This is a genomic window from Actimicrobium antarcticum (genome assembly GCF_039536745.1).
Lineage (GTDB): Bacteria > Pseudomonadota > Gammaproteobacteria > Burkholderiales > Burkholderiaceae_D > Actimicrobium > Actimicrobium antarcticum.
In genome coordinates this window covers 123973-139124 of the sequence record NZ_BAAAZE010000013.1, presented here as the reverse complement: position 1 = coordinate 139124, position 15152 = coordinate 123973, and the positions used below count along the sequence as shown (strand labels likewise).

Annotated in this window: 13 protein-coding genes and 1 pseudogene; all 14 read left to right on the top strand. The window is 59.7% G+C overall.

From position 1 onward, the window contains the following. The first annotated feature begins 1 nt into the window (after position 1). The 14 genes and pseudogenes from ABD720_RS16015 (at position 2) to leuS (ending at position 15149) form a co-directional block, all read left to right on the top strand. Positions 2-1297 carry a porin gene (locus tag ABD720_RS16015; protein WP_344764746.1) on the top strand — a complete coding sequence of 432 codons (1296 nt, stop codon included), beginning with the start codon at positions 2-4 and terminating at the stop codon, positions 1295-1297. Next, positions 1294-1842 (top strand): FMN-binding protein, encoded by a 549-nt coding sequence (locus tag ABD720_RS16010; protein ID WP_344764744.1) that lies wholly within the window; start codon positions 1294-1296, stop codon positions 1840-1842. Before ABD720_RS16015 ends, ABD720_RS16010 begins: the two co-directional genes overlap by 4 nt. Continuing rightward, positions 1839-2666, top strand: coding sequence for an FAD:protein FMN transferase (locus tag ABD720_RS16005; RefSeq protein WP_344764742.1), 828 nt, complete (start codon positions 1839-1841; stop codon positions 2664-2666). Before ABD720_RS16010 ends, ABD720_RS16005 begins: the two co-directional genes overlap by 4 nt. Before the next feature lie 3 nt (positions 2667-2669). After that, complete coding sequence (locus ABD720_RS16000) at positions 2670-3176, top strand: DUF4405 domain-containing protein (RefSeq protein WP_344764741.1); 507 nt, start codon at positions 2670-2672, stop codon at positions 3174-3176. A 162-nt stretch (positions 3177-3338) separates the two neighbouring features. Beyond that, positions 3339-4871, top strand: coding sequence for a BCCT family transporter (locus tag ABD720_RS15995; RefSeq protein WP_344764739.1), 1533 nt, complete (start codon positions 3339-3341; stop codon positions 4869-4871). A 1-nt stretch (position 4872) separates the two neighbouring features. Continuing rightward, on the top strand, positions 4873-5562 hold the full coding sequence (locus tag ABD720_RS15990; protein ID WP_344764737.1) for a MarC family protein: 690 nt from the start codon (positions 4873-4875) through the stop codon (positions 5560-5562). 361 nt (positions 5563-5923) lie between these two features. Beyond that, the gene (locus tag ABD720_RS15985) at positions 5924-6229 is read left to right on the top strand and encodes a DUF485 domain-containing protein (RefSeq protein ID WP_344764735.1); all 306 of its coding nucleotides are present in this window, start codon (positions 5924-5926) and stop codon (positions 6227-6229) included. Next, the gene (locus tag ABD720_RS15980) at positions 6230-7903 is read left to right on the top strand and encodes a cation acetate symporter (protein ID WP_344764733.1); all 1674 of its coding nucleotides are present in this window, start codon (positions 6230-6232) and stop codon (positions 7901-7903) included. It abuts the gene before it with no gap. Between the two features lie 268 nt (positions 7904-8171). Continuing rightward, the gene (locus ABD720_RS15975; RefSeq protein WP_344764731.1) at positions 8172-8480 is read left to right on the top strand and encodes a helix-turn-helix transcriptional regulator; all 309 of its coding nucleotides are present in this window, start codon (positions 8172-8174) and stop codon (positions 8478-8480) included. Further along, positions 8477-9931 carry a type II toxin-antitoxin system HipA family toxin gene (locus tag ABD720_RS15970; protein WP_344764729.1) on the top strand — a complete coding sequence of 485 codons (1455 nt, stop codon included), beginning with the start codon at positions 8477-8479 and terminating at the stop codon, positions 9929-9931. Before ABD720_RS15975 ends, ABD720_RS15970 begins: the two co-directional genes overlap by 4 nt. Then, positions 9932-10149, top strand: a pseudogene (locus tag ABD720_RS15965) (integrase); the annotation flags it as partial. A 140-nt stretch (positions 10150-10289) separates the two neighbouring features. Further along, positions 10290-11372: a hypothetical protein gene (locus ABD720_RS15960; protein WP_344764727.1), complete on the top strand. Its 1083-nt coding sequence runs from the start codon at positions 10290-10292 to the stop codon at positions 11370-11372. Further along, entirely contained in the window at positions 11360-12229 is an 870-nt protein-coding gene (locus ABD720_RS15955) for a nucleotidyl transferase AbiEii/AbiGii toxin family protein (RefSeq protein WP_344764725.1), read from the top strand. Before ABD720_RS15960 ends, ABD720_RS15955 begins: the two co-directional genes overlap by 13 nt. A gap of 268 nt (positions 12230-12497) precedes the next feature. Further along, positions 12498-15149, top strand: a complete 2652-nt coding sequence (gene leuS / locus ABD720_RS15950; RefSeq protein WP_344764723.1) for a leucine--tRNA ligase — start codon at positions 12498-12500, stop codon at positions 15147-15149. The last annotated feature ends 3 nt before the right edge of the window (positions 15150-15152 follow it).

Below are 15152 nucleotides of genomic sequence, written 5' to 3'. Positions count from 1 at the left end.
CATGACACCGACCATCCTCGCCCGCGCCATCGCAATTGCCCTGTGCGCCGCACCGATGCTGGCTCAGGCCAGCGAAGCAGACCTGATCCAGCGGCTCGACAAACTCGCTGCCGAACTCAATCAGGTCAAGGCCGAACTGGCCGCCAGCAAACTCAAGACCGATGCGGTCGAAGCACGCCAGCAAACCATGCCGGCTGCATCAGGATCAGCATCAGCATCAGCATCAGCCAGCATCAGCAGCGAACCGCAAACCGTCCTGTCCGGCTATGGCGAAGTCAACTACAACCGTCCTAGCAAGGATGCCAGCCAGGCCCAGACCGATGTGCGTCGCGCCGTCATCGGTATCCAGCACCGCTTTGATGCCAAGACCAAGCTGGTTTCCGAATTCGAGTGGGAACACGCCGTCACCTCGGCCGACGACAAGGGCGAAGCCGCCGTCGAACAACTGTATGTCGAACGCGAATTCGACAATGGCTTGCGGGCCAAGGCCGGTCTGTTTCTGGTGCCGGCTGGCTTGCTCAACACCAGCCATGAACCAACCGCCTTCTATGGCGTGGAACGCAACTTCGTCGAAACCGCCATCATTCCGTCAACCTGGCGCGAAGCCGGTATCGGCCTGTCGTCGACGATGGATAACGGTCTGACCTGGGATCTCGGACTGACTACCGGCTTTGATCTGAACAAGTGGGACCCTGCCACCGGCGACGGGCGCGAATCGCCACTGGCCAGCATCCACCAGGAAGGCCAACTGGCCAGATCGCGCGACCTCGGCATGCATGCTGCGGCCAACTGGCGTGGCGTTCCCGGGTTGCTGCTGGGCGGCTCGGTGTTCACCGGCAAAGCCAGTCATGGCACGGCAGAGTTCGCTGCGCCAAATGCACGCGTCACGTTGTGGGACCTGCATGCGCGCTACACCCCTGGCAAATGGGACCTGTCAACGCTCTACGCACGCGGCACCATCAGCAACACCGCCGCACTGAACCAGACCTTCGCCGGCAATCCGACCCCGATTCCTGCGTCATTCGACGGCTGGTATGTGCAGGCGGCCTATCAGGCCTGGAAGTCACAGGACTACGTGCTGTCGCCGTTCGTCCGTTATGAGCAATTCAATACTGCACGCAGCTATGCCGAGATGCCGCAAGGACTTGGCGTGGCAACGGCACCCACCGAAAAAGTCAGCACCGTGGGTGCCAACCTGCGGGTCGGTGAAGGCGTCGTCCTGAAAGCCGATTACCAGAAATTCAAGGAAGAGCCGAACCGCGATCGTCTGAACCTCGGTGTGGGTTACGCATTTTGAATACCTTTCTGCTGACGGCGGCACGCACTACCTGTGCCTTGACGGCATTGGCCAGCGGCAGTGCGTTTGCGACCCAGTACTTGTCGGCCGACGAAGCGCAGCGCGCCATCTTTCCGGAAGCGACCACGTTCAAGGCACAGCCGCTGGATTTGAACGCCGAGCAAATGAAAGAGGTGCAGAAGGTTTCCGGCCTGCCGGCGCGCTCGGTGCAATGGCGGGTCAGTTCGGCGTGGCGTGGCGACACCTTGCTGGGGTATGTCGTGCTGGACGAGGTGATCGGCAAATACGAATTGATTTCGTATGCCGCAGGCGTGAATCCGGATGCCACCATCCACCAGATCGAAATCCTGACCTACCGCGAAAGTCACGGCTTCGAAATCCGCAACGCCGCCTGGCGCAAACAGTTTGTCGGCAAATCAGCGCAGGCCGGCCTGGCCATCGGCGAAGGCATCACCAACATCAGCGGCGCGTCGCTGTCATCGGCACATGTCACTGACGGCGTGCGACGCATCGCCGCGGTCGTCCAGGTCGCACTCAAAAAATGAACTGCCGGGCACAGCCCTGGCTGGGCACGCTGGTCGACGTGCGCATCGCCGACCCGCTGTCTCCCGCGTCGCTTGCTGCAGCCTTCGATGCGGCATTTTCGCGTATCGCGCTGGTCCACCGCCTGATGAGTTTTCATGCTGCCGAGAGTGACGTCTCGCGCATCAACCGCGCTGCACCGGACACGTCCATCGCCATCGATCCGCACACGGCCCGTGTGCTCGACGCGGCCCTGATGCTGCAACAAGCCAGCGCATGGATTTTCAATATCGGCTGCGGCACCCGACTGGCGCAGTGGGACTATCTGCCGTTACCGGCACAGACTTTGCCGGCGTATCAGTCGCAAGATAGCGGACTGCTCCTCGGCACCAATGGCACGGTACGAAAAACCCGCGACGTGCTGATCGACCTCGGTGGCATCGCCAAAGGCTACGCAGTGGATGTGGCCATCGATGCGTTGCGTGCAATCGGTGTGCAATCGGCCTGCGTCAACGCCGGCGGTGACGTGCGGGTGCTGGGCAGCGGCACGTTTGCCATTGCCATCCGCGACCCTGCCAGGGTTACCGGCACAGGCGCCGAAGTGGCTTTGGGCGACGCTGCGCTGGCCACGTCGGCGACGTATTTTTCACTGCGACAGACTGGCTCGGATCAGGTCAGTGCGCTGGTCGATGGCCGCAACGGCGCCGCGATCACGTCGGCCATCAGCGCTTCCGTGCTCGCGCCCACCTGCATGATCGCCGACGCGCTGACCAAGATCGTCATGGCGACCGGCGATGCACAGCATCCGCTACTGGCAAGGTTCGCTGCACGCGCGCTTATACTCTGAACGATGAATTTACCGAAACACTCCCTGCATCATCCGTCACGCGCCACGCCAGCGGCCGGCATCCGGCTCGAACGCTGGCAGCGCCAGACGCTGTACTGGAGCGTCATCGCGCTGACCGTCAGCGGCCTGCTCTGGGTAGTCGCGCACTACTTTCTGCGCCCGGTCACCGAATTCGGCGAATCGGTCAGCCCGTACGAACCGTGGTCGATGAAATTGCATGGCGCCGCAGCGATGGCCGTGCTGTTCCTGGCAGGATCGTTATTGAACGGCCATATTTTGCGCGCCCTGCGCGGAACCCGGAATCGCACTTCCGGATGGGCAATGATCGGCCTGCTCGGCGTGCTGGTGCTGACCGGGTACGGCTTGTATTACCTCGCCGGCGAGGCGTCGCGGCCAGCATGGTCGGTCCTCCATTGGGTGCTTGGCATCGGCTTTGCAGCCGGACTGCCGCTGCACATTGTGCTCGGACGGAGTGCACAATCCCGACGGCGCGATCAACAAACCGGGTAGCCCGTGGCGAGCCCGGCATCAACAGTGAACACCGCAACCTGTTAGACTCTCGCCCTTTTTACCGAAATAGAACCACTTTTCGGAGAACTACGCTGCCGACGCCTCAGTCCTGACATCGTCGCTCCTGCGCATTCCTGCGACAGCAACTCATCCGGACATCCCATGCAACTCATTTTTTCCGCAGGCTCCATCCTGGCCATCGTGTTATGGGGGCTGCTGTCCCCGACCTCTCTCAGTGCCGTATTCGACCAGGCACTGGCGTTCATTACTCATAACTTCGGCTGGCTCTACCTGTGGGTCGTACTTGGCCTGGTGATCATGGCCGTGGTGCTGGCGTTCAGCCGGTACGGCAGTATGAAACTGGGCGCCGAAGACGACGAACCCGAATTCTCGGTCGGCGCCTGGTTCGCGATGCTGTTCGCCGCCGGCATGGGCATCGGCCTGGTGTTTTGGGGTGTGGCAGAACCAATCTCGCATTACGGCTCAGCGCCACCGGGCATTCTGGCCAATTCGCCAGAGTCGGCCAATGCCGCGATGCGCTACAGCTTTTTCCACTGGGGATTGCATCCCTGGGCGGTGTACAGCATCGTCGCGCTGGCGATTGCGTTTTTTCAGTTCCGGCGCGGTGGTGCGGCGCTCATCAGTACCTCCATCGAAGCCCTGCCCTGGCAACTGGCAAAGCGCTCGGCCATCGTGGTCAATGTGCTGGCAGTGATCGCCACCGCATTTGGCGTCGCGGCCTCGCTGGGCATCGGCGCACTGCAAATCAATAGCGGCCTCAACGCGCTCGCCGGCCTGCCGGTCAGTGACCTGTCGCAAGTCGGGATCATCGTGGTCACGACCGCCCTGTTCATCACCTCGGCCGTCACCGGAGTCAGCCGCGGCATCAAGTGGCTGTCAACCGCCAACCTGATCCTGGCTGCCGCGCTTGCCATGGCCGTCTTTATCCTCGGCCCCACCGTGGCGATCATCGATACCTTTACCAACACGCTGGGCAGTTACCTCAGTGAATTCGTGCGTATGAGTCTGCGCATGACGCCTTTTCGCGAAAACGGCTGGGTCGGCAGCTGGACCATTTTTTACTGGGCCTGGTGGGTATCCTGGTCGCCCTTCGTTGGCCTGTTCATTGCCCGCGTCTCGCGCGGACGCACCATACGCGAGTTCATTATCGGTACCGTGCTGGCACCGACATTGGCGGCGTTCATCTGGTTCTCGGTCTTTGGCGGTACCGCGCTGTATCTTGAAATCTGGCAAGCGGTCCCGATCGCCGAGGCCGTGAAAGCCGATGCGTCGACTGCGTTGTTCACAATGTTCAGTGCACTGCCATTCGGCATGCTGATGTCGGGCGTGGCCACGCTGCTGGTGATGGTCTTCTTCGTCACTTCGGGGGACTCGGCCACGCTGGTGCTGGGCATCATGAGTACCGGTGGCAATCCGAATCCGCCAAACCGGGTCAAGGTCATGTGGGGCGTCCTGGTAGCCGGGATCGCCATCAGCCTGATGCTGGCCGGTGGCCTGAAGGCGGTGCAGACTGCAACCATCGTGTTCGCGTTACCGTTCACGCTCGTCATCGTGCTGATGGCGCTGTCATTGTGGCGGGCAATCCGCGAAGACTGGCTGGTTGAACAGCACCAGGAAAAACTGCTGCGCCGTAAAATGCGCGACCTGGCAGCGCAGTCCGCCGCCCCGCGCTGACATGGCCGTCGAACTCCTGCTGGCGTTGGGAAAAAGCTTCCTGTTCGTGCTGGCAGCACTGCTGCCGATTCTTAATCCGGCGGCCACAGCACCAATCTTCCTCAGCCTGACCGAGGGCGCGTCGGCCACCACGCGGGCGCTGCTCGCGCGCCGCATCGCCGGCAACATGTTTGCGCTGATGACGGGCTCGATGCTGGTCGGGTCGTTCGTGCTGGACTTTTTTGGTATCGCGCTGCCGATCGTGCGGGTCGGTGGCGGCATGATCGTCGCGGCCAACGCCTGGCGCCTGCTCAATGCCAGCCAGGCCACCGATGACCGTCGCACCGAACTGGCAGAGGCGTTCTCGCACGAGCAGTCATTGCGGCAATCGTTTTATCCGCTGACCTTTCCATTGAGTTGCGGGCCGGGCTCGATTGCGGCGGCCATCACGGTTGGTGTGGCATTGCACGACCAGCGCATGACGCTGTCGATGGCGCGCATGGGTGGTGGCGTGCTGGCGTTACTGGTCATTGCCGGAGTGCTGTATCTGGCGTTCCGGTATGCACAGAGTTTGCTGAAACCGCTGGGCGAAGCGGGCACCGTCATCTTCATGCGCTTGTCGGCATTCATCCTGCTGTGCCTGGGCGTGCAAATCGTCTGGGACGGCGCCAGCGAATTGCTGCGCAGCGTATTGATTCCGGTCGGCGGGTAGCCGGGAAGTCAGAAACTCAGGCCGGCGCAGTGTCCAAAGAAGCAGCGCGCAGGGTCGTAATCAATACCCTAACCGCTGCGCGGCGAACCGAATGCGATCGCCCATTCCCGGTAACGTACTCCCCGTCGCACTGCGTCGCGCAATCGCGTGCGCCGTAAGATGAGGGTAAGTAACGACTGATAGTCTTCGGACAACGATTACAGCGAAAGACTCGACGAAGTCCTGCATCCGATGCCGCGTGCGACACCGCGCCCTTCCCCGCGAAACAGCCCCGTCTCGTCTGACTGACGACACCAGCGCAGCAGTACATCAAGCGCCGCAAGCCACCGAATTCACCAATCCACAAAAACAGGAGACAACCTTGGAAGACAACCTCGTTGAGCGCATTCAGGCCAACCCCAACTATCAAAAACTGGTCGCAACACGCTCGTCCTATGGCTGGTTAATGACCTGGGCCATGATGATCGTGTACTACGGTTTCATTCTGCTAATCGCTTTCGACAAGGAATTGCTCAGCGCCAGAATGGGCGCAGGCGTGATGACCTGGGGCATGCCGATCGGCCTGTTCGTGATTGTGTTTACCGTCATCATTACCGGCATTTATGTTCGACGCGCCAACAGCGAGTTCGATGATCTGACCGCCGCTATTCGCAAAGAGGTACTGTAAATGTCGAACCTGAAAAATATTTTCCTGGCGCTGGCCGGATTGGCCGGATTGGCCGTCGCCGGCACGGTGCACGCCGCCGGTGCTGATCTGGGTCAGGCAACGCAGCAACCGACCAACTGGACCGCAATTTCCATGTTTGCCGCCTTCGTGATCTTTACCTTGTTCATTACCAAATGGGCCGCATCAAAAACCAAATCGGCCTCCGACTTCTATACCGCGGGCGGTGGCATTACCGGCTTCCAGAATGGCCTGGCGATTGCCGGCGACTACATGTCGGCCGCATCCTTCCTCGGCATTTCGGCAGCCGTGTATCTGAATGGTTATGACGGTCTGATCTACTCGATCGGCTTTCTGGTCGGCTGGCCGATCATTACCTTCCTGATGGCAGAACGCTTGCGTAACCTCGGTCGATTCACTTTTGCAGACGTGGCCGCCTATCGCTTCCAGCAAGCACCGATCCGCATTTTTGCGGCATCCGGCACGCTGGTGGTGGTGGCGTTTTATCTGATCGCCCAGATGGTTGGCGCTGGTCAGCTGATCAAACTTCTGTTCGGTCTGGAATACTGGATCGCGGTGGTCGTAGTCGGTAGCCTGATGATGATCTATGTGCTGTTTGGCGGCATGACCGCGACCACCTGGGTGCAGATCATCAAGGCAGTGATGTTGCTGGCGGGTGCCACCTTCATGGCGTACATCGTGATGCAGCAGTTCAATTTCAGTCCCGAAGCGCTGTTCGCAAAGTCGGTCGAAATCCACGACAAGAAGCAATCCATCATGGGACCGGGCACCTTCATCAAGGACCCCATCAGCGCCATCTCGTTCGGCATGGCGCTGATGTTCGGCACCGCTGGATTGCCGCACATCCTGATGCGTTTCTTCACCGTACCGAATGCCAAGGAAGCGCGTAAATCCGTGTTCTGGGCCACCACCTGGATCGCCTATTTCTACATCCTGACCTTCATCATCGGCTTCGGCGCGATCGTTCTGGTGAGCACCAATCCCGAGTTCAAGGATGCTGCCGGCAAGCTGTTGGGCGGCAATAACATGGCGGCGATCCATCTGGCCAAAGCGGTTGGCGGCAATGTCTTCCTGGGCTTTATTTCGGCAGTCGCCTTCGCCACCATTCTGGCGGTTGTCGCTGGCCTGACGCTGTCGGGTGCCTCGGCGGTATCGCATGATCTGTATGCCACCGTGTTCAAAAAAGGCAAAGCCACCAGCGCCAACGAACTGCGTGTGTCTCGCATCACGACGATCGGATTGGGCATCATTGCGGTCGTACTGGGCATCCTGTTCGAGAAGCAGAACATCGCCTTCATGGTCTCGCTGGCATTCGCAATCGCGGCCTCGGCCAACTTCCCGGTGCTGTTCATGTCGGTCCTGTGGAAAGACTGCACGACCCGCGGTGCAACGATCGGTGGCTTCCTCGGCCTGATTACCGCGGTGGGCCTGACGGTGGTCTCGAAGTCGGTATGGGTCGATGTACTGGGCAATCCGACCGCGATTTTCCCGTACACGTCACCGGCCTTGTTCTCGATGACGGCTGGCTTTGTCGGCATCTGGCTGTTTTCGATACTCGATACCAGTGACCGTGCCCGCCTGGATCGGGCCGGGTATCCGGCGCAGAAGGTGCGTTCGGAAACAGGCATCGGCGCCGAAGGAGCTTCGGGCCACTGAGTGACCGGATCGATGTGATCAATAAAAACCCCGGGACCGAATCCCCGGGGTTTTTTTATGGGTGGCGAGTAACGTGATCCTGAGGTCGTGAGGAGGGCGAGATGAGGTCAACCCGTGCGAGATCGGCGGTTGATACATACGCCAAATAACCTATTAAACTAGGATATTTACGACATATCCTACTTTAACCCTCAGGATTTCTGCGGTACTCTAGGCGCTGCAGCAGAATATTTCCAACAGTACCTACTGATACAGGGTTTTACACACAATGCGTACCCTCCTGCAGCTATCGCAAGCACTCCGCGCCCGCTTGAAGCAACATCAGATCACGCAAGACGCATTGCGGTCGCGGGTCGGTGTCTCTCGTCAAACCCTGACCAACATCCTCGGCGGCAGTTCCGACTACAAGGTGACGAATCTGCTGGCCATTTGCGACCAGCTCGGCCTCGACCTGGTCCTGATGCCACGTGAATTGAATCAGGCAGGGATGGAGGCGTCGCGCGACGGGGTTATCAAAACAGTCGTCCAGAAAGCGCTGGACGGCATTTCGGACTCCGGGAACGGCGGCGTGCCATGAACGTCAAGGCCTTGGGCATTTATCTCGGGCGCACGCAGCGCGTCGGCGTGCTGTTTCAATATGCCTTGCCTGGCGCGGACGTGATCAACCGCTTTGTGGCCGATGATGGCTTCATTGCACTGGCGGCGGCACAGCCCACGTTGTCGGCATCCCTGCTTGCAGCGACACCCGACGAGCAGGCGTTGCTGTGGCGCGATGTCGCCGCGAGGGAGTTCAATGGTGCGTACTCCCACAAAGGCAAAGCGTGGCTCCTGCCGGCATTTTTTCAAAACCTCTTGCCTGAAGGCGTGTTTCGGGACCACGTTGCCGCGTTGCGCGGCTGCGAGCCGACCGACCATTTCGAACTACTGGCGGCCTGCGGCAAAGACTTGCCGGGTAACGTGTTTGCGTTACCCGTGGTGCTGGCGCGCGATGCACTGGCCCGCTATGTCACCCAAAACGGCGACGCGCTGGAGATGAGCGTGACGGCAGATCCGCTGGAAGAAGGGGTTTCGCTATCTGGCGTACAGGCAAAATTGGGGGTGATCAAGGACGGCGAGCGGTACGTGGCACGCACCAGAGACCGGGATACGCATATCATCGCCAAACTGCCCGTCGTTGGCCAACCGTTGTTGCCCGAACTCGAATATGTCTCCTTGCGACTGGCGAGTGCGGCCGGCGTTTCCGTGTGCCAGGCAACGCTGGAGCCGCTCGAAAAACTGGCAGTCGAGCATGGGTACGACCTCGGTGATGCCGATGCGCGTACGCATTTTCTGGCAGTGGTGCGCTATGACCGCTTGCCGACCGGGCGGGTGCACTGTGAAGACTTCGCGCAGGTGCTCGGCGTGATGCCGGAAAACAAATACTCCGGGCCGCGCGCAAGCTATCTCGCGGTGGCCGCAACGTTGTTAGCCTTGCCCGGTGCGGGTGAGCCGGCCGTGCACGAGCTGTTGCGGCGCATTCTGGTCAACGAGATGCTGGGCAATCCGGACATGCACCTGAAAAACATGGGACTGTGGTACCCGGACGGCATCCATGCAGCGTTGCCTCCGGCCTACGACATCGTCGCCTGCGCGTCGATGAGCCAGCGTATCGGGCACGCGTTGCCGATCCTGCCTGATGCCTTGATGCCTCGGGTCAGCGCAGGTGCAAAGCTCCCCAAACCCTCCCTGACACCCGGCATGTTGCGGGCGTTCACAGCCGCATTGGGCCTGGCCGAAAAGCCCGCAACCGCAGCACTGACCGAGTGTGTCAAAAAAGCGGGCGCCTTGTGGCCGGAGATGATCAGGGCTTCGCCGCTGACTGCACAACAAAAGTCCAGGCTTTTGGCGCACTTCAACGCGCATCCTGCTGTCGCCTCACTGGTTCGACGCCAGGACAGGGCTGCGGCGCAGCGGCCCGGTCAAAAAAACCAGGCCATGAAAGAGGCATGCAAATCCGTCCGGAAGCGCTATTCGCAAACCAAGTCCTAGCTTGCTAAACCCGCTGTCGATGCGGCACAACCCCAGGCCCATGCCGTCGAATTCCGGGAAACGTTGCCCCTCGGTTTCTTGCGCAAGATCACCCCGGCGTGGCGCAAAGTGTTCATGCTTCAATAACGGACGAACGCTGGCGAGGCCGCAAGCTCTCGCTGGGACTGCATGGAAAGGTCACAGTCGAACCGGCGCGTCGTCCGGCGTCGTCCGTCCTGACAAGTCAATTGGCGCATTGCTTTCACGACAATAGCGGTGGCGCAATTTCAGCTGAATAAGCTGCTTCGGCAAACGCTGAACACAGTCATTCCAGTTAAACGACTGTTGATTTTTTCACTGGAAGTGCTATTTTCAACAAATGCTGAAATCTAATCATTCAATGAAAAACATCGAGGGCCAAGCTACGCAGGTACTTCGCCTGCTGCTGGAACAAGTGCCTGCAATCAGGCAGGTCGACATTCGGTACGAGGTGCACGAATCTGCCCAAGGTGCGCATCTCGTGGCACGTATCAACTTGTCTGGCAGGCACCACGTGCTCGTCTGTGAAATGCAGTCCACGGGCCAGCCGCGCCATGTGCGTATGGCATTGCTCCAGTTGCGCAGCTACATCGCACACCATGCGCAAGATGCCACGCCTGTTTTCATTGCGCCTTATCTGTCATCTGACGCTCAGGCACTGTGCCGTGAGCAAGGTGCAGGCTTTCTGGACTTCGAAGGCAATGCGCGCCTGGTCTTCGACAGCGTCTTTATTGAACGCCAGGTCGCGAGCAAACCCGTTGTCGATCGGCGTGCATTGAGGTCGCTATTCAAGCCGAAATCCGCGCAGGTATTACGCGTGATGCTGCGCAATCCTCGCCAGGCATGGCGCGTCACGGATCTCGCACAAGCCGCCGCTGTCAGCATTGGTCACGTAAGCAACGTTCGTGTCGGCTTGCTCGACAGAGAGTGGGCGCAAGTCGCTGAAGCAGGTTTGTTTTTATCCGAGCCTGAGGCACTGCTGGATGCATGGCGCGATGCCTGTGAACCTCCCGTTGCGAAGCGCCTGGCTTTCTATACAACCCTGCACGGCAGCGCGTTTGAAGAAGCTGCGCGGCGAGTACTGCGCTCGGATGGCGAGGCCAGTCCAGCTGCATTTGCCTCCTTCTCGGCGGCGCATTGGCTCGCGCCGTATGGCAGGACAGGTACCCACTATTTCTATGCGGACGAGGCAGGTCTTGAACGACTGCAGTCAGCCTTGAAGTTATCCCCGAGTTTCAAAGGCGAAAACGTCGTGGTATTTCTCCTCAAGGATTCCGGCTTGTTGCGCGACACGGAGGAACCGGCGCCCGGAGCAATCTGTACCAGCCCCGTCCAAACCTATCTTGATCTTGTCAACGCAGGCGAACGCGGGCGAGAGGCTGCAGATCATTTGCGACAAGAAAGGCTGACGTGGCCGAAATGACACCCGGCGAGCCGCAGTCCGCCGCCGATTACGACGACCGCACGACAACAGCCGTCAAAACGGTGCTGATCGAGATCGGCCAGATTCTCGGAAGTTTCAAGGGGAAATTCGCCATCGTTGGCGGCGCCGTACCGTGGCTGCTGCTTGGCAACGAAGATATGCCACACGTCGGCACACTCGACGTGGACCTGAGTCTCGATGCGAAGGCTTTGGGCGACGGCGAATACGCAACGCTCATTGCAGCGCTGCAAGGACACGGCTACCAGCAGCGTCGAGAGCTTCGCCGCTTTCAACTCGTTCGCCAGGTTCCGACCGAAGACGGCGGTGCGCCGATTGACATCATTGTCGATTTCCTGATGCCCCGCGACGCCGAGATCGTTAAAAACGTGCCGCCGCTGCTCAGTGACTTCGCCGTGCAAAGAGCAGACGGTGCCGATTTGGCGCTTCGCTTCCACCAACTCGTTGCGATCAGCGGTCCGATGCCCGCTGGTGGTGTAAACCGCGTCGAGATCGCGGTTTGTTCGATCCCGGCCCTTTTGGCGATGAAGGGGCATGCAATTGAGGGACGCTATAAACAGAAGGACGCCTACGACATCTATTACTGCATCCGGAACTATCCCGGAGGTCCGGAGGTGCTCGCCGAAGCATGTCGGCCACTACTCGATCATGCCAGTGGTGCAGGGGGATACGGTTTCATTGCCGGCAAGTTCGATTCAGCTGATGGTTTCGGGCCGACATGCGTGCGCCGCTTCGTCGAAGATACGAACGTGCTGGGGGACCGCACCCCGGAGCAATGGCAGCAGGACGCTTTCGGACAGGTAGATGCCTGGCTGCGGGCGCTTGGTTTGAGAAGATGAGCGCCATGACAACAACCGCAGTGATTCGCAAACTGACAATCCAGCATTTCATCTGAATCCGATTACTGGCAACGCGACAGCACACCTGATTTCGTCATCGAGGCAATCATGACCTTTGTGAAGGATACGGGTATCGGTTTGCCGCTGAACTTTTCCTGGCGTTGGGCTTGGAACTGCACCAAACCGCACCCCACATCGCCAGCGTCACGAAACCCACCTTGAGCCAAGTATAATCACCCCTCCTCTTCCCCTATTGGCCGCACCCGTCATGCAAGAAAAATACACCCCAGCCGACGTCGAAAAATCGGCCCAAGACCACTGGCAAGCGACCGACGCCTACAAAGCCGTCGAACACGCCAAAGACCAGCACGGCAATGACAAGAAAAAATTCTATGCCTGTTCGATGCTGCCGTATCCATCGGGCAAGCTGCACATGGGTCATGTGCGCAATTACACCATCAACGATGTGATGTATCGCCACCTGCGCATGAACGGCTACAACGTGCTGATGCCGATGGGCTGGGATGCGTTCGGCATGCCGGCCGAGAATGCGGCGATGGCCAATAACGTGCCGCCGGCGCAATGGACCTACGCCAATATTGCGCACATGAAGCAGCAGATGCAGGCCATGGGACTGGCGATCGACTGGTCGCGCGAGATGACCGCCTGCAAGCCGGATTACTACAAATGGAATCAGTGGATGTTCCTGAAGATGCTGGAAAAAGGCATCGTCTACAAGAAGACCGGGACCGTCAACTGGGACCCGATCGATCAGACCGTGCTAGCCAACGAGCAGGTCGTCGATGGCCGCGGCTGGCGCTCCGGTGCGCTCATCGAGAAGCGCGAAATCCCGATGTATTACGCCCGCATCACCGATTACGCCGAAGAATTACTGGACCATGTCGACAATAAATTGCCGGGCTGGCCAGAGCGCGTGCGCACCATGCAAGCCAACTGGATCGGCAAATCGGTGGGCGTGCGCTTTGCGTTCAAGCACACCATCACCGATGGCGACCAACTCATCGATGACGGCAAGCTGTGGGTCTTCACGACCCGTCCCGACACCATCAAGGGCGTCACGTTTTGCGCCGTGGCACCGGAACATCCGCTGGCCACCTTCGCTGCCAAAACCGATCCCGAACTGACGGCCTTCATTGCCGAGTGCAAGCTCGGCAGCGTCATCGAAGCCGACATGGCGACGATGGAAAAGAAAGGTATGCCAACCGGCCTGCTGGTGTCGCATCCGATCACCGGTCGCCAGATCGAAGTCTGGGTCGGCAATTACGTGTTGATGACGTATGGCGATGGCGCGGTGATGGGCGTGCCGGCGCACGACGAACGCGACTTTGCGTTTGCCCAGAAATACGTGCTGCCCATCGAGCAGGTCATCGACGTCGACGGCAAGGTATTCAATCCCGAGCAATGGCACGACTGGTACGCCGACAAGGAAAACGGTCGCTGCATCAATTCCGGCCGTTTCGATGGCATGGGCTTTGCCGACGCTGTCGATGCAGTCGCCAGGGTCGTCTCCGAGCTCGGTCTCGGCGAAAAGAAAATCACCTATCGCCTGCGCGACTGGGGCATCTCGCGCCAGCGTTACTGGGGCACGCCGATCCCGATCATTCATTGCGACAGCTGTGGCGCCGTGCCGGTCCCTGAAAAAGATTTGCCGGTCGTCCTGCCGGAAGATTGCGTGCCCGACGGCACCGGCAATCCGCTCAACAAGCATGAACAATTTCTGCACGTCGATTGCCCGACCTGCGGCAAACCGGCACGCCGCGAAACCGACACCATGGACACCTTCGTTGATTCGTCCTGGTATTACATGCGCTATTGCTCACCCGGCAGCACCGAATCGATGGTCGATGCGCGCAACGATTACTGGATGCCGATGGACCAGTACATCGGCGGCATCGAACATGCGGTGATGCATTTGCTGTATGCGCGCTTCTGGACCAAGGTCATGCGCGACTTCGGCCTGATCACGTTCGACGAGCCATTTACCAATCTGCTCACGCAGGGCATGGTGCTCAACGAAACCTACTTCCGCGAAGATGCCGTCGGCAAAAAGACCTGGTTCAATCCCGAAGATGTCACGCTGACGCTGGACGACAAGGGCAGGCCGGTTTCGGCTACGCTGACATCAGATGGCGCAGCCGTGCACATCGGTGGCACCGAAAAAATGTCGAAGTCGAAGAACAACGGCATCGATCCGCAAGCACAGATCGACCTGTATGGCGCCGACACTGCACGCCTGTTCACGATGTTTGCGTCGCCACCGGAACAGACGCTGGAATGGTCCGGTACCGGGGTCGAGGGCGCCAATCGCTTCTTGCGCCGGGTCTGGGCCTTCGGTGTGGCGCAGGCTGGCCGCATCGAAAAATCGGTCACCCGCAAACTGGTCACCGCCGACCTCGGCGACAGCCAGCGCGCCTTGCGCCGCGAAGTCCACAAGATCCTGCAACAGGCCGATCACGACATCAAGCGCATTCAATACAACACGGTGGTGTCGGCCTGCATGAAAATGCTCAACACGCTCGAAGCCGCGAAGCTGGATGGCTCGGTGGTATCGGATGCCGTGATCACCGAAGGCTTCTCGATCTTCTTGCGGGTGCTGTATCCGATTGCGCCGCACATCACATTCGCGCTGTGGCAACAGCTCGGCTATGCAGCGGTCCATGGCGACTTGCTCGATGCGGCCTGGCCGCAAGTCGATCCGGGCGCGCTGGAACAGGCCGATATCGAGATGATGATCCAGGTCAATGGCAAACTGCGCGGCAGCATTACCGTCGCCAAGGGTGCCGACAAGGCCAGCATCGAAGCCGCGGCACTGGCCAACGAGAACGTGCAAAAGTACCTCGACGGCACGCCGAAAAAAATCATTGTCGTACCCGGCAAGCTGATCAACATCGTGGTCTGACCT